21 protein-coding genes and 1 pseudogene are annotated in these 23,131 nt (G+C 43.3%); 17 read left to right on the forward strand and 5 right to left on the reverse strand.

Annotation, left to right across the window (positions count from 1 at the left end):
- Positions 1-28: 28 nt before the first annotated feature.
- Genes QZ942_RS09825 through QZ942_RS09835 form a run of 3 tightly spaced genes read right to left on the reverse strand, consistent with a single transcriptional unit; the run spans position 29 to position 1,721 of the window.
- Positions 29-457: a conjugal transfer protein TraM gene (locus QZ942_RS09825; RefSeq protein ID WP_292995090.1), complete on the reverse strand. Its 429-nt coding sequence runs from the start codon at positions 455-457 to the stop codon at positions 29-31.
- Positions 454-1,185, reverse strand: a complete 732-nt coding sequence (locus QZ942_RS09830) for a conjugal transfer protein TraL (RefSeq protein WP_292995092.1) — start codon at positions 1,183-1,185, stop codon at positions 454-456. The genes QZ942_RS09825 and QZ942_RS09830 overlap by 4 nt, the downstream gene beginning before the upstream one ends.
- A complete protein-coding gene (locus QZ942_RS09835; protein WP_292995094.1) occupies positions 1,185-1,721 on the reverse strand; it encodes a TraK family protein in 537 nt (178 codons plus the stop codon). The genes QZ942_RS09830 and QZ942_RS09835 overlap by 1 nt, the downstream gene beginning before the upstream one ends.
- A gap of 132 nt (positions 1,722-1,853) precedes the next feature.
- Here QZ942_RS09835 and traJ point away from each other — a divergent pair, with 132 nt between their 5' ends.
- The 12 genes from traJ (at position 1,854) to umuC (ending at position 15,963) form a co-directional block, all read left to right on the forward strand.
- Positions 1,854-2,222, forward strand: coding sequence for a conjugal transfer transcriptional regulator TraJ (gene traJ / locus QZ942_RS09840; RefSeq protein WP_292995096.1), 369 nt, complete (start codon positions 1,854-1,856; stop codon positions 2,220-2,222).
- A gap of 40 nt (positions 2,223-2,262) precedes the next feature.
- Positions 2,263-3,897: a TraI/MobA(P) family conjugative relaxase gene (gene traI / locus QZ942_RS09845; RefSeq protein WP_292995098.1), complete on the forward strand. Its 1,635-nt coding sequence runs from the start codon at positions 2,263-2,265 to the stop codon at positions 3,895-3,897.
- Positions 3,897-5,732 (forward strand): type IV secretory system conjugative DNA transfer family protein, encoded by a 1,836-nt coding sequence (locus QZ942_RS09850; protein WP_292995100.1) that lies wholly within the window; start codon positions 3,897-3,899, stop codon positions 5,730-5,732. Before traI ends, QZ942_RS09850 begins: the two co-directional genes overlap by 1 nt.
- Positions 5,733-5,761: 29 nt before the next feature.
- Entirely contained in the window at positions 5,762-6,304 is a 543-nt protein-coding gene (traF, locus tag QZ942_RS09855; protein ID WP_292995102.1) for a conjugative transfer signal peptidase TraF, read from the forward strand.
- Between the two features lie 24 nt (positions 6,305-6,328).
- On the forward strand, positions 6,329-6,550 hold the full coding sequence (locus QZ942_RS09860) for a conjugal transfer protein TraD (RefSeq protein ID WP_292995104.1): 222 nt from the start codon (positions 6,329-6,331) through the stop codon (positions 6,548-6,550).
- The gene (locus QZ942_RS09865; RefSeq protein WP_292995106.1) at positions 6,537-9,407 is read left to right on the forward strand and encodes a zincin-like metallopeptidase domain-containing protein; all 2,871 of its coding nucleotides are present in this window, start codon (positions 6,537-6,539) and stop codon (positions 9,405-9,407) included. Before QZ942_RS09860 ends, QZ942_RS09865 begins: the two co-directional genes overlap by 14 nt.
- The gene (locus QZ942_RS09870; RefSeq protein ID WP_292995108.1) at positions 9,397-10,512 is read left to right on the forward strand and encodes a JAB domain-containing protein; all 1,116 of its coding nucleotides are present in this window, start codon (positions 9,397-9,399) and stop codon (positions 10,510-10,512) included. The genes QZ942_RS09865 and QZ942_RS09870 overlap by 11 nt, the downstream gene beginning before the upstream one ends.
- A gap of 79 nt (positions 10,513-10,591) precedes the next feature.
- Complete coding sequence (locus QZ942_RS09875) at positions 10,592-10,894, forward strand: helix-turn-helix transcriptional regulator (protein ID WP_292995110.1); 303 nt, start codon at positions 10,592-10,594, stop codon at positions 10,892-10,894.
- Entirely contained in the window at positions 10,891-12,141 is a 1,251-nt protein-coding gene (locus QZ942_RS09880) for a type II toxin-antitoxin system HipA family toxin (RefSeq protein ID WP_292995112.1), read from the forward strand. The genes QZ942_RS09875 and QZ942_RS09880 overlap by 4 nt, the downstream gene beginning before the upstream one ends.
- 543 nt (positions 12,142-12,684) lie before the next feature.
- Positions 12,685-13,290: a translesion error-prone DNA polymerase V autoproteolytic subunit gene (umuD, locus tag QZ942_RS09885; protein ID WP_292995184.1), complete on the forward strand. Its 606-nt coding sequence runs from the start codon at positions 12,685-12,687 to the stop codon at positions 13,288-13,290.
- A complete protein-coding gene (locus tag QZ942_RS09890) occupies positions 13,287-14,678 on the forward strand; it encodes an exonuclease domain-containing protein (protein ID WP_292995114.1) in 1,392 nt (463 codons plus the stop codon). Before umuD ends, QZ942_RS09890 begins: the two co-directional genes overlap by 4 nt.
- Positions 14,671-15,963, forward strand: a complete 1,293-nt coding sequence (gene umuC / locus QZ942_RS09895) for a translesion error-prone DNA polymerase V subunit UmuC (RefSeq protein ID WP_292995116.1) — start codon at positions 14,671-14,673, stop codon at positions 15,961-15,963. The genes QZ942_RS09890 and umuC overlap by 8 nt, the downstream gene beginning before the upstream one ends.
- 27 nt (positions 15,964-15,990) lie before the next feature.
- Here the strand turns inward: umuC and QZ942_RS09900 are convergent, their stop codons facing one another.
- Positions 15,991-16,503, reverse strand: coding sequence for an RNase H family protein (locus QZ942_RS09900; RefSeq protein WP_292995118.1), 513 nt, complete (start codon positions 16,501-16,503; stop codon positions 15,991-15,993).
- 66 nt (positions 16,504-16,569) lie between these two features.
- Here QZ942_RS09900 and QZ942_RS14100 point away from each other — a divergent pair.
- The 5 genes and pseudogenes from QZ942_RS14100 to QZ942_RS09920 form a co-directional block, all read left to right on the forward strand.
- Positions 16,570-16,911 (forward strand): annotated as a pseudogene (locus tag QZ942_RS14100) (hypothetical protein); the annotation flags it as partial.
- Positions 16,912-17,187: 276 nt separating this feature from the next.
- Positions 17,188-17,811, forward strand: coding sequence for a DUF3465 domain-containing protein (locus QZ942_RS09905; protein ID WP_292995120.1), 624 nt, complete (start codon positions 17,188-17,190; stop codon positions 17,809-17,811).
- A 437-nt stretch (positions 17,812-18,248) separates the two neighbouring features.
- Entirely contained in the window at positions 18,249-18,572 is a 324-nt protein-coding gene (locus QZ942_RS09910; protein ID WP_110340805.1) for a DUF4258 domain-containing protein, read from the forward strand.
- A complete protein-coding gene (locus QZ942_RS09915) occupies positions 18,569-18,784 on the forward strand; it encodes a hypothetical protein (protein WP_110340803.1) in 216 nt (71 codons plus the stop codon). Before QZ942_RS09910 ends, QZ942_RS09915 begins: the two co-directional genes overlap by 4 nt.
- Positions 18,785-18,850: 66 nt before the next feature.
- The gene (locus tag QZ942_RS09920; RefSeq protein WP_292995127.1) at positions 18,851-19,189 is read left to right on the forward strand and encodes a hypothetical protein; all 339 of its coding nucleotides are present in this window, start codon (positions 18,851-18,853) and stop codon (positions 19,187-19,189) included.
- A gap of 324 nt (positions 19,190-19,513) precedes the next feature.
- Here the strand turns inward: QZ942_RS09920 and QZ942_RS09925 are convergent, their stop codons facing one another.
- Entirely contained in the window at positions 19,514-23,131 is a 3,618-nt protein-coding gene (locus QZ942_RS09925; RefSeq protein ID WP_292995129.1) for a DEAD/DEAH box helicase, read from the reverse strand.

A 23,131-nucleotide genomic window follows, 5' to 3' on the forward strand; every position in this document is an offset into this window, starting at 1 on the left:
CTATCCAACTTATTTTTAGAAAATCTTGCTATAACAAAATAAAAAATATGGTTACAACCGAAACCAAGAGTAAGGTGGATGCCAGTAAATTGATGATAGCCGCTTGCCTGGAAATTCTGGTCAGATCATAAATCTCCTGATTCACCCCGCTTTTAATCCTTTCATCGATCAACTGAATACAGCTTTCCAGGAACTGGTCTCGTGTTAATTGCGTGTTACTGATGGATGAATTAATCAGCACATTGGATTTCTTGGTCGAATATTCACACCACCGATTAAAGTTCTCTTCCAATATCGCCTGGTAATTGCTTAGCAGCTCAGCATGGGCTTTTTCATTTTGTTCCAGCAATACTTCATTCAAGGTATGCATCATCAATACCGGATCATCCTGCGACAGAACAATGCCGTGTTCTGAAGCTATTCTTTCAATGAGCGCATCTAATTTGTCATTACTCATGTTAAAACCGCAGACACATTTTCAATGTTAGTGAAGAGTTGCTTGCGAATAATCATTAATCTTTGACGCACCATCACCGGTAATGCGCTATTTTTAAGCGCTTCATCGAAAGTAAATTTTGATTGCAGGATTTCACTTAAATCCTTGCCGAAAGTCTCAGGCTTGTAGTGCGGAATTCGGATAATGGCGGATACTCGGGCTTTGTTATCCACATACGCCTTCATTTCTTCGAACTGTTTGCCATTCATGGTGATTTCTCCCCAATAAGGATTCAACCAGACGACAAACAGTGTTTCTTTGGGAAACTGTTTAATCAGATGCACAAAACCATTCAATGTATCCAGTAGAGCCTGGCTGCCGGTGATGACAGTATGTACAACCAGTTCATGCCCCATATCTAAAAGCAAGGCGGGTATCTGGTTGCTGATGAGATAATGTGACATCGGCACAAAGGTGCTGGCACCATTGTCAATAATGACGTCATTGTCTGCTTTGGCAATGAGTTCAATCAGATCATCAAACTTTCTCGAATCAATCTCATCATTGTTCATTACATTAATCTGCTTAACATTGAGCTTCTTAAATCCATAAAAAGTAGCATTAACCGGATCTGTATCAATGCATAATGGATTGCCGCCTTTGGCAAACTTATGTTGTGCTAGCGTGGATGATATGAACGATTTGCCTACTCCGCCCTTCCCTTGCAAAATCATATGTATTTTAGCCATCAGACCAACTCCTCTTTTTCAGTTGCAGAATTAAAACGAAATCCTTCATGATTACTCCCAGCTGACTTTCCTTGATCAATGCGCGAATGCTGCTTTTTGTCCTCACCAATATGTCGATTGACCAGTGTTCTGAACCATTGATAAGAACATTTGATTTTTTCTTCCTGGTGCAAAATGTTCCAGATCTGGCGAATCGTCCAGCCATCCTTTAATGCCTGCTCGATATCAGGTTTCAACGCGATGAACGCCGGTAAAAATTGCTTACCGGTACTTTTGTTTCTATCCGCATAAAGTGCGATTCGATCTGATAAGGATTTAGTCATCACACAATTTCCACAAAAATATTTATCTTGGCGTACAAACAGTTTTTTGTTTTTTTGCTTTCCTTTCTGTTTCTTTTTGTTGCTTTCAGTATCAATTAATTGCTTATCCTTTCTTTTTGTTTCTAAGCGACTGTTATTTAGTTGAATAAAGCTTCTTTCATGTATTTTTATACTGTTTGAAATTATGATATAACGAAAATAAACTATTTGCAAACATCGATTATAGTGTTAGTATATTTCTTGAAACTCACAGAACCGGGCAAGATATGTGGAGATGGCCATCTCCACTCCAACTTATTTGCACTTTGTGCTCAACGTTGATCTTGCTCTTCGAGGAAAACTGAAATGATTGACAAAAAGAACCCCAAGACAATCAAAAAAGAAAGAAGAGATAAGAAGCTCAGGGTGCCTGTTTTGCCAATCGAGGAAGCTGAAATAAAGAGTAAAGCAACGGATGCCGGATTAACTGTGGCAGAGTACCTGCGCAATCTGGGTCTGGGTTATCAAGTGCCCAGTATTGTTGACAGCAGACAGGTAGATAGCCTGCTAAAAATTAATGGTGATCTTGGCAGACTGGGTGGATTGATCAAACTTTGGCTCACCAATGATAAGCGTACTAAATTGATTGGCAAGTCACAATTACATATGACCTTGGACAGTATCCGCATTACCCAAAACACGATGCTGGATGCCATTATGAAGCTTAAAAAATAACTTTCGGAATAGTCATTTTTACTTAAGCAGCTTAAATACGATGATCGCTAAAATCATACCCATCAAATCAGTGCGCAAAAGCAGCTTCTCTGTGCTGATACAGTATTTAACTGATCCCCAAGACAAGAGTGAACGTGTCAGCCAGATCAAGGTATCAAACTGCTATACAGACGATCTAACGGCTGCCTTACTTGAAATTCAGAACACGCAGGAAATGAACACGCGCGCCAAATCAGACAAAACCTGTCATTTGGTACTGAGCTTCCCTGAAGGAGAGCGTTTATCCCTTGCTGATCTGAATGCCATTGAAGAGCGGTTTTGTGAGGCTCTGGGTTTTAATGGTCATCAACGCATCAGCGTAGTCCATGATGATACCAATAACCTGCATATGCATATCGCAATTAACAAGATACATCCTAGAAACTTAATAATCCATAATCCCTACTATGACTACAAGAAAGTAGCCAAGCTTTGCGAACAGATCGAGCAAGAATATGGCTTAACAAAAGTTAATCATGAAACTGTGAGTGATAAAGCAGCCAGAGTAACGCAAGAAATTGAAACCAGAACAGGTGTTGAGAGCTTGCTGGGCTGGATTAAGCGTGAGGCACTCACTGAAATCAAAGATGCGGACAACTGGCAGGACTTGCATCAGGTTTTAGCTAAGCATGGCCTTGAAATCAAGGAACGTGGCAGCGGTTTTGTGTTGGTCGCCAACAATGGCGTAGCTGTCAAAGCCAGCTCTATTGATCGCTCTTTATCCAAGGGGAATTTAACTCAAAGACTGGGTGCTTTTGTACAGAATGAACATTCTACACAATCGTCACAACAGAACACTAAACAATACCAGCCAAGACCATTGCAGAATCGAATCGATACTTCAGAACTTTATGCAAGATACCAACAAGAGCAGAATGATTCCGCCAGACAGCGAACTACTCAATGGGCCATGTTGCGACACACAAGGGATCAACTCATTGAGCGCGCCAAACGGGAAGCGAAACTCAAGCGTAACATCATTAAAAGCATCAAAGCCGGGAGATTGGCTAAAAAAGCGCTATATGCAACCGCTCATCAGCAATTCAAAACGACTATCGAAGTCATTAGAGGAGATTACCAGAAAGCCTATCAACATTCTAAAACCCGTCATTCCAGAATGGGGTGGCTGGATTGGTTAGCAAAAGAAGCAAAAAATGGCAATGCTGAAGCATTGGCTGTTTTGCGATCCAGAAGAGTGGGTCAATTTAAGGGCAACCAGGTATCGGCTAAGCCAAGCAATGATAAACCTAATGGCTACTTCAAGGATGGCCTCATTAAAGACAATTCTGTTGAATCGATTACCAAAATCGGCACAGTCACTTATAAAGCAGGATCAACCACAATTCGCGATGACGGCAAGCGATTAATCGTGCTGCCGGATACATCGCAGGAAGCCTTGAGAGATATTTTGCAAGTCGCCATGAAGAAGTACGGCAGTCACTTGGCAATCAATGGAACAGAATCGTTTCGTCATGAGATAGCACAGGTCGCAGCACAAAACCAAATGCGCGTGACTTTTGACGATAAGCCGCTTGAACAATACCGTCAGGAGTTAATGAAACAGCACAGGGTCAATAAAGTGCAATCGGCAGGTCAAAAACGATCCACCACCTCCAACACCAGAAGGAGCCTCTGATGAATAACATCAATCTGAGTTCTAAAGACAGCAGAAATATCAAAAAAGACAAGATTATCGTTCGCTCATTATCCATTATCTGTCTTGTTGGCGGATTCCAAGTCGCCACCCAGTATCTTGCCTACCAATTCAACTATCAGCCGCAATTAGGCACACACTTCTTTAACATTTATGAACCCTGGGCAATTCTGCTATGGGCAAATAAATGGTATGGCGAGTATTCGGGCATCTTCGATCTGGCGGCAGGTTTTGGCATCTTATTTTCCAGCATCGGTTTGATTCTGGTGCTGGTCATTAAAATGGTGCTGGCTAATTCATCCAGAACCAATCAGGGATTGCATGGCTCGGCCAGATGGGCAGATAAAAAGGATATTGAGGCTGCGGGATTACTGGCAACGGGCAAGAATTACAAAAGTGATGCGGTTTATGTCGGCGGCTGGCAGGATAATTCCGGCAAAACCCACTATCTGAAACACAGCGGCCCGGAACATGTGTTGTGTTATGCCCCGACTCGCTCTGGTAAGGGAGTGAGTCTAGTTATACCCACTTTGCTTTCTTGGACTCAGAGCGCGGTCATTACTGATCTCAAAGGTGAGTTATGGGCACTCACTTCCGGTTGGAGAAAGCATCATGCCAAAAATAAAGTGCTGCGCTTTGATCCGGCATCAACCAGTAGCGCGCATTGGAATCCGCTGGATGAAATCCAGATTGGCAGCGGCATGGAAGTGGCCGACGTTCAAAACCTGACCACTTTAATCGTTGACCCGGATGGTAAGGGATTACAAACGCATTGGCAGAAAACCAGCCAGGCATTGCTGGTAGGTGTCATTTTGCATATTTTGTACAAGTTTGAGCGAGAAGGAACTCCCGCCACCTTATCAACAGTTGACTCAATGCTATCCGATCCTGATCGCGATATCAGGGAGCTGTGGATGGAAATGGCCATGCAAGATTATCTGGATGGCAAGAGCCATCCGGTTATTGCAGCGAGTGCGCGCGATATGTTAGATCGCCCGGAAGAAGAAGCGGGTTCCGTGCTATCAACCGCCAAATCATATTTGTCCCTGTATCGCGATCCGATCGTCGCAAACAATATCAGTGATTCCGATTTTAAGATCCGAGACCTCATGCACCATGAGCATCCCGTCAGTTTGTATATTGTTTCGCACCCCAATGACAAATCGCGGTTGCGTCCTTTAATCCGCATTCTGATCAATATGATCATCAGAAAGCTGGCCGATAGAATCACATTTAAAGACGGTCAACCAGCCGCGCATTACAAACACAAACTGCTATTGATGCTGGATGAATTCCCAAGTTTAGGAAAACTTGAAATCTTTCAGGAATCCCTCGCGTTTATCGCAGGCTATGGCATGAAAGCCTATCTGATCTGCCAAGACTTAAATCAACTCAAAAGCCGTGAGACCGGATATGGGCATGATGAGGCGATTACTTCCAACTGTCACATCCAGACCGCTTTTGCACCCAACCGGATTGAAACGGCGGAACACTTATCCAAACTGACCGGGCAAACCACAGTCATCAAAGAGCAGATCACCACCAGCGGCCGTCGGTCATCGATGATGCATGGACATGTCACCCGTACCTTACAGGAAACGCAACGCGCATTATTAACACCGGATGAATGTATGCGACTGCCCGGTCCCATGAAAGATGCTGAAGGAAAAATCACCAAGCCAGGTGACATGATTATTTATGTGGCTGGTTTCCCCGCGATCTATGGCACGCAGCCTTTGTACTTTCAGGATGAAACCTTTACGGCACGAGCGCAAGTGAATCCCCCGAGCTTCAGCGACAAATTAACTGGACTGTGAGATACCTCGAGCTCTACTGAGTCAATTTCATGAAAAAAACCATCAAAATCCTGGCTGTTTTGATTCTGACCCTAAGCATTAGCGTATTTGTACTAAGTATTGGTGCACGAATCAGCGGAACTTATATCAATACCACACCCAGCTTGCCAGTGGGTTTTTACAAAGTCGTTGATGAACCGATTGTCAGCGGCGCTTATGTCGCTTTCTGCCCACCACAGGATGCGATTTTTGATATGGCTAAGGATAGATCCTACATCAATCAAGGTAATTGCCCTGGTGGCTATGGTTTGTTGCTCAAACGTGTGTTTGCACAATCCGGGGATACGGTTTCCATCGATCAGGCGGGCATATTTGTAAATGGCAAATACTTACCCAACAGCGCCCAATTGAAAATCGATGCTGAAGGGCATGCATTGCCGCAATACCACCTGGATCAAAGGGTGTTAGATGATTTTGAATACCTACTGCTATCCGATTTGAATCCACAATCCTTTGATGCGCGCTATTTCGGACTGATTGCGCGTGATCAGATTCAACAGGTTGTCCGTCCGATTTTTACCTGGAGTCATTAATTAAAATTTAAAGGAGGCAATGTTATGAATAGACCGCCGATTGATGCTGAAACAAACAGTCCTGAATATCAGGATCAGGTAATACAGGAAAAACTACTCGATGCAGAAATACCGGGCTTCCAGGCTGAATTTGATCCCTTGGAGGCTGAAAGGCTGGGCGCATTCAAAGAAGATGCTTTGAGTGAGGAAGATGCGCTGGATAGCGCCATTGATCAGACAGCGGAGGTTGACGATGAAAGAGGCTAATAAGGCTTTTCATGAACAAGTCGCCGAGAATCTGATTGAGCAACTCAAAAAAGGTGTTGCACCCTGGCAAAAGCCCTGGAAACCCGGTGATCTGCTGGCCGTATTACCGGTCAATCCAACAACCGACAAACGTTATCGGGGCATTAATAGCCTGAACCTAATGAGTCGTGCGTATACGGATCCGCGTTGGTTAACGTACAAGCAAGCGGTAAGTCTGGGGGCACAGGTGCGTAAAGGCGAAAAAAGCACGCTCGTGCAATATTGGAAATTTGCTGAGGAGCACATCAAAAAAGATGATAACGGGAGTCCTGTTTTAAATAGTGAAGGCAATCCCATTAAAGAACAGGTCAGACTTGAGCGCCCCAGAGTGTTTTATGCCGCCGTATTTAATGCGCAGCAGATGGATAATCTGCCCGAACTTGACATTAAAGCCCCTGACTGGGATTCACTGGAGCGTGCTGAGCACATATTACAAGCATCCAATGCCGTGATCCGTCATGGCGAAGCTGATCGCGCATTTTACCGGCCAGCAACCGACAGTATCCACTTGCCACACAAGCATCAATTTCCGACTCCCGATCGCTATTACGCAACCGCCCTGCATGAACTGGGCCACTGGACCGGTCATGAATTGCGCTTAAATCGTGATCTCGCGCATCCATTCGGCAGCCACGGTTATGCCAAAGAAGAACTACGTGCCGAGATTGCCAGCATGTTGCTCAGCGGTGAGCTGGGTATCGGTCATGATCCGGGGCAGCATGTGGCTTATGTGAGTTCATGGATCAAAGCGCTGCAGGAAGATCCGACAGAAATATTTCGTGCTGCCGCTGATGCGGAAAAAATCCAAGAATATGTACTGGCATTGTCACAACAACAGGAAATTGCACAGAAAGTTGATGTAGAGGAGGCAATCAGAATGGATCAAATCAAGCAAAACACCACAGCTTATTTACTGAATCTCTCACCGGATCTGGCCACCATCGCATCCCACAATATCAAACGGTTTAATGATTTGACACAGGATATGCCAAAAAAAGATCAGGATGCCATCGTTTTAGTTGCCGATGCGCTCAAGTTTTTGAGGAATGGTGCCATTGATAATCTGGAGTTTGAAGAAGTATCTTCAGACAAATTGGGTTTTAGCATTCCGGCTGACTGGAATGGGCGCACCCAAGTGCAGGGCAACGTCATTCAAACCGATGAAAATGGCGTTGAGTCGATAGTATCCGCTGACTCATTGAATACAGAACCGCAATTCTGGGGCGTGACTATGCAGCGTGATGACCAGACTTTTCAATGGGTAAAAGACTGTGAGTCTGCGCAAGAAGCGGAAGATTTAACCAATTTGCTTGCACTCATTGATGTCGCTGCCGAAAAAAATGAACATGAAAAGGCCGCTAAGCTCGCCAACATCCATCAAAATCGTATTCGAAATGATCCACTTAGTACTGAAGTATCGATATCAGGAGCCAAGACCGAACAAAACGATGGCAATGCTCGTCAATATTTGATTGTTCCTTATATAGAGAAGGATTTGGCAAAGGCCGCTGGAGCTCGTTGGGACAAAATCGCCCGTGCCTGGTACGTAGGGTCAGAAGCAGATATTCAAACATTACAGCGTTGGCTACCGCAGAATGTTTCCAGTCAGCAGGAACCAGCTATCGATCCTCACGTGGAATTTGCTGATTTGCTGCGAGCTCAAGGTTGCTTGGTTGATGGCAATCATCCTGTGATGGATGGCAGTAAACACAGAATTAAAGTTGAAAGCGACAAGTCCGGTGAGAAATCGGGGTTTTATGTGGCGCATCTGGATGGGCATCCTGCCGGGTATTTCAAGAACAATCGAACCGGTATTGAGACCCGTTGGAAAGCCAAGGGGTATTCGTTAACGGATGAGCAGAAAGCAGAACTGATCGCACAGGCCGCTATCAAGCAGCAAAACAGAAAAGCTGAACAACAGGCACAGCAAAATAAGGTTGCTGATGCAATTCAACAATTGCTGACTATCGCACCTGCTGCCGATTCCGAGCATCCTTACTTGATGGACAAGCATGCCCGGCCAGGTGATCTGAGAATTGTGCCGCAGAATACGGATGATTTACCCAATGACTCAATCATAAAAATTGGTCAGAACTGGCAGGAAGTCAAAGCACTACGAGAAGAGAATCCAGACTGCATTGTACTGACAGCCGGTGATTTGTTGCTGGCCGCACAAGATGTTCATGGACAGATCTGGAGTGTGCAAACGATACAGGCTAGTGGCGCAAAGCTTTTTGCAGCGGGTAGCAGAAAGGAGAATAACTTTCATGTTGTGGGAAATAACGGTCAGAGTGTAGATGCAACTATTAATACGCTACCCGCTATTGTGATTGCTGAAGGCTATGCCACCGCAGACACGCTATCTCAGGCGCTGGGTTATCCTGTCATAGCCGCTTTTGATTCGGGTAACTTATCCAAAGTAGCTAAGGATTTACATCATAAATACCCGCACAAGCCAATCGTCATCGCAGGTGACGATGATCATCACCTGGAATCCACCCTTGGCAAAAACCCCGGCAAGGAAAAAGCGCTGGAAGCAGCAAGTTTAGTTGATGGTGTGGCAGTATTTCCGGTTTTTGCGCCAAGTGAGCGGGACTCAAAGAAATTAAATGATTTTAATGATCTTGCCAATAAAAGCGCGTTGGGTATTGAAGCAGTCAAACGACAAGTTGGATCGGTTGTTGAAAAAATATCGCAGCAGGCTAAACAGGACAGCTTATTGAAGTTACATGGCCCTATTGAACCTAAGCAGCAGGAAATCAAGCAAAAACGGCATTGGTCAGGTAATAACATAAAGAGGTGTCATTATGCGCGATAATAGGCTGAAGATTCCAGGAACCCCATCCAATTCTGATGAAGGTGATCTTTATGAAAACATTGAGACTCGTCCCGGTACTACCGAAAAGCAAAAAGAAGCAGGAAAAGGTGCCTATACAGAACTGCTTGAAGCTCATGCTCGATGGGCAGGTGGCACCTTATTGGGTTGTGATTTCCCAAAAGACTTCCGAGAAAAAGGAGGAACCACCTTCCTGAATCAGTCCATCAAATCAGGCCATGATTTGGCAATAATGGCGCAAATACTGCGCGATCCACGTTATGAGACGTTGAGAATCTTCTATACCCGTATGAATCGCATCGTTCATCATACGGCTGTGAGTTCCAGATTGCCGGGTGCAGTCTATCTGGAGAAGATTGGACAGGCCAAACATGATCTGGGTATTTTGGTAGAAAAAACTAGACGACATGTTAAAGCCGATGGTTACTGGTTATTGCATAATCATCCATCGGGTAATGCTACGCCATCGAGTCAGGATATCAGGCTCACAGAAATAATCGCATCATTTGTTCCGAGTTTCAAAGGCCATGTGGTTATCAATACCAGTCAATACAGTGTCATTGATAAAGACGGTCATGTCGATTTTGTGGATTGGATGGGTGATCAGGCTGGGGGTTATCAGAATAATCATTATAAAAATCATGAACTGCTCCTGGAGAAAATAGCCTCACCGGAGGATCTGGCAAAGATAGGCCATGCTTTAAAAAAGCGGGATCAGTTTTTTAACTTGATAGGCATCAGTGCAACAGGTTTTGTATTGTCGTTAAGTGAATTACCCTTATCGGTACTTGATCGCCCTCAAAATCTGCTTCTGGCGCGACTACAAAATTTTGCACGCAATTCTGGCGTCAATACGGTATTTGCCATCACGAATGCCAATGATTACAGGCACCCGGTATTATCTAAAGCCTGTGAAGCTGGCATACTAAAAGATGTGCTAACCGTAGAGGGCTCTGATTATCGTTCATTGCGGGAAGAAGGGTTATTTGCATCGATATCCGGTGAGATAAGCGCCATTTTTAGGAAGCCAAGAGCCTTTGTGAAGGAAGATGGTGGATTGGGTAAACGCAAAAGTCGTATACGCTGACAGTTTATTCGGTATTAAATCTCTATATAGTATACTATAGTGATCTTTATATCATAAAATGTTTGCTATAGTATTCATTATGTCTGTCAGATCATTTCGTGTTGAACAAGTCCTGAAGAAACTCGGTGGTGACATTCGTGACGCAAGAAAGCGCCGGGGAATTACTGTGCAGTTGATGGCTGAGCGCATGGGCGTTACACGGGTGACGGTTGCAAAAATTGAACGCGGTGAGCCTAATACCAGTATGGGCAATTACGCGATGGCGTTATATATCCTCGGTAAAGCCGATGAACTCGAAATGCTGATAGATCGTACCCATGATTCCCTCGGTCTGGATCTGATGGATGAAAAACTACCCAAACGAGTCAGAGTTTCTAAATGAGTGATACACACCTGCTTGTCTCATTGGATTGGCAAGGACAACTGCATCGCATTGGTCACTTGGAAATTCATAAAAGCCGTGGCAGGGAAAACTACCGCTTTATCTATGAACGCACCTGGATCAAACATCCCAATCGCTTTGCCATTGATCCGGAACTCCCTTTACTGGTTGATATGCCGTATTTGAACAACCGCTTATGGGGTGCTTTCCAGGATATTTCACCAGATCGTTGGGGCAGACTGATTCAGACACGCACAACCGGTATTTTTTTAAGTGACAGTGACTATATGTTGGGTGTTAGTGATTACATGCGCATGGGCGGACTTCGTTTAAGTCATTGTCATATGCCAGACGTGTTTCTTGCAGAACATACGAATATTCCCAAGTTGATTCATATGCGACAACTTGAAACCGCAGCCAGGCATTTCGAGAGTGGTACTGAGACTGCCGCTGATCTTGCCATGCTTGCGCAACCTGGTTCATCGCTTGGCGGAGCGCGACCCAAAGCGGCGATTGAAGATGCCGGTGAACTTTGGATTGCCAAGTTTTCTTCACAGAACGATACTGAGCGAGTCAGTTTATGGGAAGCCGTTATGCTGGATCTTGCACAACAAGCCGGAATTGAGATAACAGCATTCAGGGTTTTAAATGCAAAGAGTGATTCGCCGGTTCTACTGGTCAAGCGATTTGATCGTGAGAAAACACTGCGCACCCCTTTTATGTCGGCCATGACACTATTAGGACGCAATGAAGATACCAAGGAGGGGGCGAGTTATCTGGAAATAGCTGATGCCATTAATCGTGAATCTGCTCAGCCTGCACAAGATCGCCTGGAATTATGGCGGCGTATGACATTCAACGTTATGACCGGCAATATTGATGATCATCTACGCAATCATGGTTTTCTGCGTGTTTCCCAGGGATGGCGACTGGCACCTGCTTATGATTTAAACCCGACAACACAGCCTTTTACCCAACGAGTGCATCAACTGGCATTTAACCAAAGCGTTAAACCATCATTAGATACCTGTCTGGAGCTGGCAGACTACTTTGCATTAAATCAATCAGTAACAGACCAGGCATTACAAAAGATCGGGGAAAGTCTGGGTAATTGGCAACTGACCGCAAAACGTCATCAATTACGCAGCGATGAAATCAAGCGTATGTCGCCATCCTTTGAGCATGAAGCTAGTCAACGGCTAATTGCAATGGTCGCAAAAACAGCTTCGCGCTTACGCAGCAGCTAATGGCCGGGTTATTATGTGCGGCGGTATTGAATACCAAGATCAGAAGATTTACTTTCCGCAGCCTGATGCCAGGCTTCCTGTAATGCTGCGACATGGCGGTGTTACCTGGATCATCTGAGGTAGACGAAAGGAAGAGGAGATAGGTAAATTTTCCAACGGCGGATGGGCACGACTTGATTCCATCAAAGCAGGAAAGTGGAAGCCGTGGCATCCAAGACCGGTATTAATTCCTGTTGAAAGCTTTATGGAAAAAGACCATGACAAACAATCCCATTGGATCACTCTGGCACCCGACATCGCTATACAGGCATTACTTGCTGAAAGGGATGGTGAACAAAGAATCTACGTAGTTACTGAAGAAACGCCACCTGAATACCACGGGATTCATGATCGATGGCCAAGATTGCGCAGATTCTCGGAGCCAGAATCGATACTATCATCCAATACCTGATACCTGATATAGATTCTTTCGGCATATTTGACATCGCAACAGCCGGTGTGTTTGAATGCTGTTTCATATATCAAACATGGGCCATTCGAAAAATGCCAAATCGTGGCGGAAAAAGAGAAAATGCGGGCAGACCACGCGGCCAGGGTAAATATGGCGAACCGACGGTTACAATGCGTATACCGCAAAGTCAGGGAGCTACCATCAAAAACTTTCTGGATGCATACCAGCTTAAACGAACATGCTCTGATCATGAAGCAGTCAACGTGGATGAATTCTTTACTCCTATCATCAGCGATCAACCAACCTTGTTGCCGCTTTTTTCCACTAAAGTGGCGGCAGGCTTCCCTAGTCCGGCAGATGATCATGTCGAGAAAAGTCTCGATGTCAGTGAATTTCTGATCGATCATGCCGCATCAACATTCTTCGTTACGATTAAGGGAGATTCGATGATTGATGTCGGTTTGCTGCCGGGCGATAAAGTTGTGGTAGATAGATCAAAGACACCAGGCATCGGTGACATTGTGCTGGCAGTGGTTGACCGTGAATTCACCATTAAAATCCTTGATTACGGTGCGAACAAAATGCCCAGGCTTATGCCAGCCAATTCAACGGGCGCTTATAAACCCATTTACATTCGTCCAGATACCCAGTTTGAGATTTTTGGTGTCGTGATAGGATCATTCCGTCGTTTCAAATGAGTACGTTGTTGCCGTGTTATGTATTGCTTGATCTGGAAACAACAGGTGCTACCCCAACTCAAGATCGTATTACTGAGATAGGCTTAATCCGTTATGAGAACGGTATTGAAGTCGGCCGTTGGACTACGCTCATCAATCCAGAAGTCAGTATCTCACCATTCATTCAGCGATTGACCGGCATAACCCAAAGCATGGTAAAAAATGCGCCGACTTTCTTTGAAGTTCGCAACACGCTGCTAGATTTGGTCGATGGTGCCGTTTTGTGTGCCCACAATGTGCGTTTTGATTATGGTTTCCTCAAAAATGAGTTCAAGCGCATTGGCATTACCTTCCAGAAAAAACTCCTTTGCACGGTTAAACTTTCAAGAAAGCTATATCCGCAACATAAAGGACATGGCTTAGATGCCATCATTGAACGATTCAAGCTAGTCTGTGAGAATCGCCACCGGGCCATGGGTGATACGGAAATGATGGCGGCGTTTATTGCTGCAGCCTTCAATGAATTAGGTGAAAATACCGTTCAGGAAGCTGTCCTGGCATTACTGAAACAGCAAGCCATTCCGGCTAATCTCGATCAACTTGAAATCTATGCTATACCGGATACCTTCGGTGTTTATTTATTCCATGGCGAAAGTGCACTGCTGTATGTCGGTAAAAGTGTTACTTTAAGAACGCGTGTACTCAGTCACTTTCAGGCTGACCATAGTTCAGCCAAGGAAATGCGCATTGCCCAAGAAATCAAGCGAATCGAGTACCGGGTCACCAGTGGAGAGCTCGGAGCCTTGTTATTAGAATCGCACTTGATTAAAGAATATCAGCCTATCCATAATCGGCAGCTCAGACGTGAGAGACAATTATGTGCATGGCAGGTTTCTGATGACCCCGCGGCCCGGCCATTGGTTACCTTGATTTATGAAAGTGATATTGACTGGACTACCTTAGATAATGTTTTTGGCACTTTCAAAACCAAACGACAAGCACTGGAGATTCTAAATAAGCTTGCCGATGAGTATGGGTTATGTGATAAGGCATTAGGGCTGGAAAAAGGCTCTGGCGTGTGTTTTTCTCATCAATTAAAACATTGTAAAGGCTTATGTGCGGACAAAGAATCTGCGGAATCACATCGCCTACGCCTTTTGACAGCCTTAAGTGGTTACAAGCTTTTAGCGTGGCCGTTTGATGGTCGCATCGGGATTCGAGAGCATAATCCGGATAATGACATGACAGAAATGCATGTTTTTGATCAATGGTGTCATCTTGGAACAGCAAGAGATCATCAGGAATTTGATGAAATAGCGACTCATCCCCATTTTGATCGTGATACTTACCGCTATCTGCTGAAATTCCTGAACAGAAAGAACGTTGAAATCATCGCACTGCATGGATAAGCATAACCGCTCCATCGCGTTAATCGACGTCAACAATTTTTATGTGAGTTGCGAACGGGTATTCAGTCCCACACTAGAAGACAAACCGGTTGTGGTGCTATCCAACAATGACGGTTGCGCGGTTGCCAGAAGTAACGAGGTAAAAGCACTGGGCGTCAAAATGGGACAGCCATGGTTCCAGTTAAAAGATTTAGCCATGAAACACGGGATCATTGCTTATTCATCCAATTATGTGCTGTATGCCGACATGAGCAATCGCGTCATGAGCATCTTGGCGATGTTCAGTCCAAACCAGGAAATTTATTCCATTGATGAATGTTTTTTGGATCTCACTGGGTTTAAAAGACGCAGCCATGCGGATTATGGGCAGCAAATTCGTCAGCGAGTTAAACAATGGACGGGATTGCCGGTTTGTGTTGGAATTGGGTCAACCAAGACGTTGGCCAAGCTTGCCAATCATATTGCCAAGAAAAATCCGGAATTCAATGGTGTCTGCAACCTGAACGCTATGTCATCACAGCAACAAGATGAATGGTTCAGAAAAATAGAAGTCGGTGAGATCTGGGGTATTGGCAGGCGGCTTTCCCCCAAACTGCATGAAATAGGCATCAAGACCGTGCTGGATCTCAAAACCGCATCGCCATCGCAACTGCGCGCCCGTTTCTCGGTCGTGATGGAGAAAACCATTCGCGAAATCAATGGCACTGCCTGTATCGAACTGGAAGAAATTAATCCTCCGAAAAAACAGATCGTCAGTTCCCGTTCCTTCGGAATCCCTGTATCCGATCTGGCTAGCCTCGAAGAATCTGTATCCCTTTATATCAGCCGTGCAGCAGAGAAGCTGCGAAGACAACAATCCTATGCTGGATCAGTACATGTCAATATTCGCACCAGTCCATTCAATGAGAAAAAACCGTATTATGCCAACAGTATGACGATTGCGTTGCCAAGACAAACGGATGACACGAGATTACTAACCAAGATTGCGCTATGGGGATTACGCAAAATTTATCGCAGCGGTTATCGGTATCAGAAAGCGGGCGTGATGCTGTCTGAACTGGTACCGAGGCAATACCGGCAACTGGATCTCTTCGGTTCGGTATCCGCAGCAGATAATCAATCCAGCAAGTTGATGAGTGTCATGGATCAAATCAATGCTCGTATGGGTCGAGGCACTTTGAAACTTGCATCCGAGGGATTCAAGCAACCTTGGAAGATGAAACAGGGAAATAAAAGTCCAAACTACACCACAAATTGGGATGAGTTAATTTGTGTTACGAAATGATCGGCAGATTGGCTCACAATTTACCATTCAATAATTTATTTCATTCATGCGCTGAAAATCTTTTCGTATCGAACGCCTGGATGCTTGATCCACCAAAGCAAACAGTTTATCAATCTCGTCTTTGTTGGCAGATGGTTGATGTCCTATCACCTTAACAAACTCGCAAGTTAAACTGGAGTTCAATCGATAGAATTCTTGGTACAGCTCATAATTATTAAGTTGATTATTTTTACTAGAAAAATAATTACTTTCTTCAAGGCGGGTGCGCCTTCCTGGAAGACCAATAATGTTTTGCGAATCTGTATAAACCGTCAAAACCATGTCGCCACCACCGCCTAAAGCAACCGTTTCACTCAATGCCCACAGCAATGTTTGCAATTCCAATTTAGTCGAGTTGGTATGTTCAAAACGCTTCACTCTCACCGTATCTTTTAGCGATTCTATAGCTGCACCTAGCTCAGACACCACAAGGTAAGCACCATATCCAATCTTTAATTGGTTATTAACACTACCGTCGATAAAAATATGAGAATAAAGCATTTCTGGATAAATTCTGCTTAAAACTAAAATTCAAAGCAAAGTATCACACTCTACTCGCCAATGGGATTAACTAATACGGCTCAGAAGAATGCGGGTAAGAAAGCAGGACTGGAAGATTTCTGTTTTTATGATTTGCGCCATACATGAGTTGCATAGCATCGACAGGCTGGAGCGAGCTATGATGAATTGAAAGACCTGGGCGGCTGTAAATCAAGCAATATGGTGGATCGATATGCCAAGTTTGCGACTGAGAATTTAGCGTTTGCAGCATCAAGAATCGAGACAGAAAAAGATCGAAAAGTAATTAAAGATACTAACCAGAGCTATAAGCCAGCTAACTTTGAGTTAAGTGGCTCCCCGACCAGGGCTCGAACCTGGGATCTGCGGATTAACAGATGTTTTAACTAACTATTTTTATTAATTTTACACTTGCAAGTTCTCGCCAACACTCGCCGATAATCGTCAGATTTGTCACGTTTTATATTTGAGATCAAATGGAAAGTCTTGCAACCGGTTTGAATTAACCCGCCTTAACAGTCTGGCATAGCCAGTCTGTCACCTAATACGACACAAGAGCAAAACTGTTGTGTCTGTGTGGGTAGTACAGAATCATAAAATCCTGTCGTAACGAACATATTGATTAATTTTTTGTGAATTAAGCATATTGAGGATTAACGCACAGCTATGAGATTTACTATTTTATTATTTTTGGTATTAGTTCCGGGAATCACATTTGCTGAAAACTACTTGGTAAATAGCAATAAATTATTTAATTTTGCTGAAAAATTTTATCCAGAGTTCTTTAGCCCTGCTAGCACAGCAACTTTTAGCTTAAATAATTATTTGGTGCGTTACTATTCCAACACAGGCAACTACATTGGAACTACTGGAGAAGATGTCTATGTTTATGGTGATGTTTTCAGTGGCCTTTTAAAAGCTGGAGTAATTTCGAATTTTATAGAATTAGAGCCTGATAGCGATGAATTATTAGCTCAATTATTTGGAGGTGGTCAGAGTAATGTACAAGTTTATGGATCAGGTGTTGTAACTTCCATTTTATCGGATGATCTTGACGGTAGCCGTCATCAAAGATTTATCATTGAGTTAAAATCAAAGCAAACGCTACTGATCGCTCACAATATAGATTTAGCACCAAAAATTGATGGATTATCTTTAAATGATCAAATTGAATTTTTTGGGGAATATGAATGGAATGATAAAGGTGGAGTCATTCATTGGACACATGATGATCCTGAAGAAATTCATGTGAATGGCTGGATCTTTCATAATAATGTTATCTATCAGTGATTTCGTATCGAAAGAAACTCTTAAATTTTGATTTGTATTGATTTACTGATTGCGAAACCTAGCTACAAATTTCTGATGTATATAAATCAATTGTTTGCAATGCTTGCCAAGCATAAAATCAGTGTCACACAACTACATATGGTGGTATTTCAGGCACAGTTTGACACAATCAATTTTGCGATCTGTAACATTTAAAATTGTATCAAAATTTAACTGCAAGAGTTGGCTTGCTATTATTGATACAATGAAACCTTGGTAGTTTTATTTGATCGCATATACAGTTCCGATCCTATTGCCAAGATTCGTTGTCGGAGATGGAACTTAAGGAAGCTTAATAAAACACAATGGAAAATAAAGGGATAAGCTGGAGTGATGATTTCCAGGAAAAATAGATGGCATAATTTCGTGTTGATAATTTTACCTGATGATACTTTGTCATGAGTGTGACTTTACAACGGGTTATAGCATTAGTCAGTAACGGGGAAGTCCGTATATCTGAACATGGTTATGATGAGTTGTCGCACGACAATATCTTTGCAAGAGATATTCTCTCAGGTATTGGGGAGGCAATAGTCGTGGAAGATTATCCAGACTATCCGAAAGGCCCATGTGTACTGGTGTTACAAAAAGATAAAAAGAACAAGCCAATCCATGTAGTGTGGGGTATTCCTAGAAATGCGGACATGCCAGCTGTTGTCGTTACGGCTTATCGTCCTGACTGTGATAAGTGGAGTAATGATTTTTTGAGGAGATTACGATGAATAATAAACATCTAACAAAATTGGTACGAGAAGGCCAATACATTGCGGAAGTTGAGATCGAGTTGATAGACTCAGGAGAAGGCTGGTCGCCTTATTTGTCGATTGAAGACGCATATAAATTAGATGATGTTCGTGCTGCCTTGCAACGTGGAGATATTCGTACCGCAGGAAAATTTGGTAGAGTTTATACGTTGACGCCTTTAGCTGTATAAATTCTGGGTATTGGTATCAGCTAGAAACTGACCAATAATATACGTGCTTACGCAGCAGGGAAACCTATGTGCGGTGGTATTGAATATCAGGGTGAAAAGATATATTTCCCGCAACCGAGTGCGCCGTTGCCGGTGCGTTTGCGAGATTGCAGAGTAACTTGGATAGCGTGGGGCAGGCGCAAGGATGAAGCCCCCCGTAAATTTCCGAATGGCGGCTGGGCACGACTGAATTCCATCAAAATCGGCAAATGGAAGCCATGGCACCCAAGACCAGTTTTAAATGCTGCTAAACAGTTCATGGAAAAAGACCAGTACAATCAATCCCACTGGATAGAACTGGGTAAGCGGATGGTGATTCAAGGATTATTGGTAGAAAGAGACAAAAAAATCGGGTTTATGTGGTGACTATCGATGCACCACCTGAATATGCCTGGATACATGACCCTTGGCCGAGATTGGTACGATGATGGATCAATAACTAGTCTCTATTAAATCGACATTGATTGACTGAATTCGGCCCTGGCTGTGTGAAAACACAAAAATCGAAAAGACAACGGTCTGAACATGCTAAATATTGATAATTGTGGAGCTAATCAGTGAATATTATCTCATTTATGATCGCTTAGTGGGAAAATTTCATACCTGATAGGTTTGGTGATAAGTTTTGATACAACCTCGGCCAATAGCTGACGTTTGATATACGAATCTAATGAGAAAACTTTAGATTTATTAGAAAACTTTTGTAACAGTTACTGAGCCATTTGCGATAGTCATTTTGAAATCTGACTTATGCGAAAATACATGATCATTCCATTCAGCTACATTTGACCTTGCAAGCTCATAACCGGCTGGATCAAGCCAAATTACGATACCCTCGTTATGTACGGGCACAACATTGTATTGTCCCAACTTTCCATCAGTACCAGTTAGTTCTGCCTGATATATAGTTTTTTTAGGCTCAGGCCGCTTTCTTTTTGGAAGACTATTTTGCCATTGAAGAAAAAGCTGCGGGTCAATCAAGTCTTCTTCATCTAATTCTTCATAATTATTTTCAAGCCACTCAAGAAATTCTAATTTGCGACTCAAAGCGAATGGCCTAGTTTTTGCAATACCTTGAGAAAGTGCGAAAGCGACAAAAGGATCATGTGTACCCCACTTCAGTAATTCACGAACCCAGAAGCCAAACCATGGCAAACCTGTTGTTTTTTTCCACTCTTCTAAACTGGGTATTGCTAAGGGATCATTTGCACCATGTGCCCAAGATCTTGCAATCACAGCTCCTACTATAACACCTAGCCGAAACTCTAGATTTTCCGAAACAAAACGTTGCCATTCCCGAAGTTCATCTGGCTGTGGACTATCAACTTCTGGGTTATTAAGCCACCAATTAAGAACAGTCCTCCAATTGTTAAGCACTTCTTTTGCAACTTCTGATTCTCGTACGGAAAAACCATAACCTCTATCATCACTGATCAATTCTGCTAATGCTTCAAAGATATCACAGCGTTTCTGAATAGAAAAAGCGCCATACCTATTAGCCGTCATTATGGTTTCTTTTATGGGATCAAATATACCTTCAAAGCGCCTCCCCAAATAGGGAGGGAATCCATATTGATATAAGCGTTTACGTTCATCTTGATCAGGATAAATCGTCTCAATGATGGCCTTTCCTCGTTTTATAAACGCATTTTCCATCCACAGTTCTTGTACTGCGGCATATGCAGAAAATGTTTTTGCCCAAAGGCCTTTCAGAGATTCCTCAATGTTTTTGACATCAATCTCGTACATATCCATACGATGAATTTCTTCAATGGCGCTTAGAAGCAAGCCATCAAGCTCATCTAGCGTATCAGCAAGCTGAGCAGTGTCAGATCTATGTCCTGTAGCAGCGTTATCAGAAATGTCACTTGGGGAAATTCTATCAAGCCAATCTAAAAAGCCTCCTTCATCCTCCACCAAACCGCTAGCCCGGGCTTTAAAAAAAAGAGTATGTATAAGCAAAGCTAACGGGCTATTTATAGCCCCGCTAACTTTCTCCTCCGCAACAAGCCTTTCTCTGAGATTTATATAGTCTTTTTTTAAGTCCCGTATCTGTCTTATTTGGATGTTTTTTGCACCGTTTGCTGTTGTTGAAGGTACCTGAGGCAATGCAATTAGAGTTAATCCCTCCATGGAACGAGCTGAACCTGGCCTTCCCGCACGACCAGAAAGGTTCCTAAATTCTGAAATTGATAGCGGCACAGCAACTGTTCTTTCTTCATCTGGATCAAATGATTGTCGTCGTAGTTGAGGCAAAAAAATGATATCAAAAGGTAAGTTAACACCTTCTGTTAATGTGGCCGTGGCAATTGTGATGGAGCAAATACCTCTTTCAATCAAATTTGTCATCAAAAGACGAGGCCTTTGTGGCATTTGACCATGGCTGGTTGCTATACCAACTTTAAGTAGTTTCACTTCGTATGAATCTTCTCCACAATAATCAATGCAAGTTGCCATTGTTTCATCAAAGAATTCACGTGATTCAATATTTTCTGGCGGTTGGAAGGTTGTAATTTCTGCCCACGCTTCCAACGAAAGAGCTTCGCAATACCATTTCATTGTTCGCTCTGGAACTTGTGTAAGTGAAATTAGAATGCGACGCCCTCCACGTCGTAAGTGCATGGCTGTCCAGAGAATTTCTAGTTGATTGTAATGATTTAAACTATTTCGTATAGTTGCTGGCAATTGAGGCATTGTTTCTATTCTGAGATTAAGGTATGGCGAGCCGTCTCTACCAACAACAGAAAGAGGTGCTCCGTTCATAAAATCAAGATTTAACTTAGGAGCTGAACCAGATCTTGTTTCCAAGATACCTATTACTTGGCGAGTACTTCGATAATTCAAGCCAACTGGGTGTGCGTCTTTTCTTGATTCAATCCACCGCGCAACGGGATCCGCAGCTCCTCCTGCGACAGCCGTTAAAGCCATCCGTGCTATATTTGGCGATTGAACGAGTATCCTTGACACAAAACTTTCCAATCGAATGGAACGATCAGAATGATTAGCAAAATTTTTTGCAGCATATGTAGGGTCATTAGGGACGACTTGATGCGCTTCATCAATGATGAGAAGTTTTAGGCGCGGAATAATAATCGGGTTCAGATATCGCATCAATGCATCAGCTTTTTCAACAGTCGCAATGAGAACAGTGGGTCGCTCTGCGTTCAGCCAATAATCCGTTACTCCCCAATCATTACCACCATAAAGGCCTGTAATTATAAATTCGTTACCCATTTCGCGATTAAGTTTTGTTTCAACCTCACCTGCTAAAGCTCTCGATGGAACCAAATAAATGGCTAAAGGAGCTATTAGAGGATCATTATCCATTAATAACAATTCTTTTATTAGAGCAAGATTGGCAACCAATGTTTTCCCTGAACCAGTAGGGGTACATAGGGCAAATGATGATTGCTCTAGCAATCGTTCGATACCAGCAAGCTGAGATGGCCAGAGAACACCGCGACCAATATGATACTGGCGCCTCGCTAGGGTCTTTAACTTACTGGTTTTTGTAGGGTCTAAGTCAGCAAGCCTATTAATAGATTTGTAGATGGAAGCATTATTGAACCCATTGGCGACTTCATTCAGCATTGTTATCAATAGCGACATATCGCTATTAAGACTTCTTATTGCCATACGCTGTATCGCATCAAGCTTTTCTAATGCCTTTTCTAATCTACCTTGGTGACCACTTCTCAGCGAGAAGGCAATAAGCCCAATAGTTCGAATTAGTTCTACGGTGATATACCAAGAAACGGCATCCTCCTTATCACCGTTTAATATTTGGGATGATGCTTTCTTTTCAGTTAATTCAGGTGATCTCTTCCAGAAGGTTAAAGTAGTTTCAATTACACCATCAAAATCAGCTTGTAAGAATAAGCAAAACAATCGCCAACCAGCATCATCTGATTGGATTTGTTTTAACAATCCTTTGGCCATCGCAGGTAGACTACCAAGTTGATACGCTGCTCCTGCAAGAAGGCTTATTGGCACTTCATTTTTTAGTTTATCATCAGCACGAGTCAGCCATTCAAGTTGTTCTGCGGCCCTTCGATAGCATTGAACTGAATTAAACGAATTAACTCCCTCAACATCTTTAAAAATCCCAGCTACATGAATTAAATTATAAGCACTCGATAATTGCATTGAGGAATCTTGATCTTCCCACCGAATTATTTCTACATCCCAAGTCATTTGGAGACATCTCACGAAAGATCGAGCTTGAGAAGGAGTTAGCAAATTTTCCTGAGCTAACTTAACTTGAATAGATTTGGCTACCTCCAGGCGATTCTCATCGAGTCTCGGCAT

It is taken from the genome of Nitrosomonas sp., assembly GCF_021731985.1.
Taxonomy (GTDB): domain Bacteria; phylum Pseudomonadota; class Gammaproteobacteria; order Burkholderiales; family Nitrosomonadaceae; genus Nitrosomonas.

What these genes read in the sequence shown, in the direction of transcription:
- QZ942_RS09825 (WP_292995090.1), bottom strand. Translation starts at nt 457, where the DNA reads ATGAGTAATGACAAATTAGATGCGCTCATTGAAAGAATAGCTTCAGAA.
- QZ942_RS09830 (WP_292995092.1), bottom strand. Translation starts at nt 1,185, where the DNA reads ATGGCTAAAATACATATGATTTTGCAAGGGAAGGGCGGAGTAGGCAAA.
- traJ (WP_292995096.1), top strand. Translation starts at nt 1,854, where the DNA reads ATGATTGACAAAAAGAACCCCAAGACAATCAAAAAAGAAAGAAGAGAT.
- traI (WP_292995098.1), top strand. Translation starts at nt 2,263, where the DNA reads ATGATCGCTAAAATCATACCCATCAAATCAGTGCGCAAAAGCAGCTTC.
- QZ942_RS09850 (WP_292995100.1), top strand. Translation starts at nt 3,897, where the DNA reads ATGAATAACATCAATCTGAGTTCTAAAGACAGCAGAAATATCAAAAAA.
- traF (WP_292995102.1), top strand. Translation starts at nt 5,762, where the DNA reads ATGAAAAAAACCATCAAAATCCTGGCTGTTTTGATTCTGACCCTAAGC.
- QZ942_RS09860 (WP_292995104.1), top strand. Translation starts at nt 6,329, where the DNA reads ATGAATAGACCGCCGATTGATGCTGAAACAAACAGTCCTGAATATCAG.
- QZ942_RS09865 (WP_292995106.1), top strand. Translation starts at nt 6,537, where the DNA reads ATGAAAGAGGCTAATAAGGCTTTTCATGAACAAGTCGCCGAGAATCTG.
- QZ942_RS09870 (WP_292995108.1), top strand. Translation starts at nt 9,397, where the DNA reads ATGCGCGATAATAGGCTGAAGATTCCAGGAACCCCATCCAATTCTGAT.
- QZ942_RS09875 (WP_292995110.1), top strand. Translation starts at nt 10,592, where the DNA reads ATGTCTGTCAGATCATTTCGTGTTGAACAAGTCCTGAAGAAACTCGGT.
- QZ942_RS09880 (WP_292995112.1), top strand. Translation starts at nt 10,891, where the DNA reads ATGAGTGATACACACCTGCTTGTCTCATTGGATTGGCAAGGACAACTG.
- umuD (WP_292995184.1), top strand. Translation starts at nt 12,685, where the DNA reads ATGCCAAATCGTGGCGGAAAAAGAGAAAATGCGGGCAGACCACGCGGC.
- QZ942_RS09890 (WP_292995114.1), top strand. Translation starts at nt 13,287, where the DNA reads ATGAGTACGTTGTTGCCGTGTTATGTATTGCTTGATCTGGAAACAACA.
- umuC (WP_292995116.1), top strand. Translation starts at nt 14,671, where the DNA reads ATGGATAAGCATAACCGCTCCATCGCGTTAATCGACGTCAACAATTTT.
- QZ942_RS09900 (WP_292995118.1), bottom strand. Translation starts at nt 16,503, where the DNA reads ATGCTTTATTCTCATATTTTTATCGACGGTAGTGTTAATAACCAATTA.
- QZ942_RS09905 (WP_292995120.1), top strand. Translation starts at nt 17,188, where the DNA reads ATGAGATTTACTATTTTATTATTTTTGGTATTAGTTCCGGGAATCACA.
- QZ942_RS09910 (WP_110340805.1), top strand. Translation starts at nt 18,249, where the DNA reads ATGAGTGTGACTTTACAACGGGTTATAGCATTAGTCAGTAACGGGGAA.
- QZ942_RS09915 (WP_110340803.1), top strand. Translation starts at nt 18,569, where the DNA reads ATGAATAATAAACATCTAACAAAATTGGTACGAGAAGGCCAATACATT.
- QZ942_RS09920 (WP_292995127.1), top strand. Translation starts at nt 18,851, where the DNA reads ATGTGCGGTGGTATTGAATATCAGGGTGAAAAGATATATTTCCCGCAA.
- QZ942_RS09925 (WP_292995129.1), bottom strand. Translation starts at nt 23,131, where the DNA reads ATGCCGAGACTCGATGAGAATCGCCTGGAGGTAGCCAAATCTATTCAA.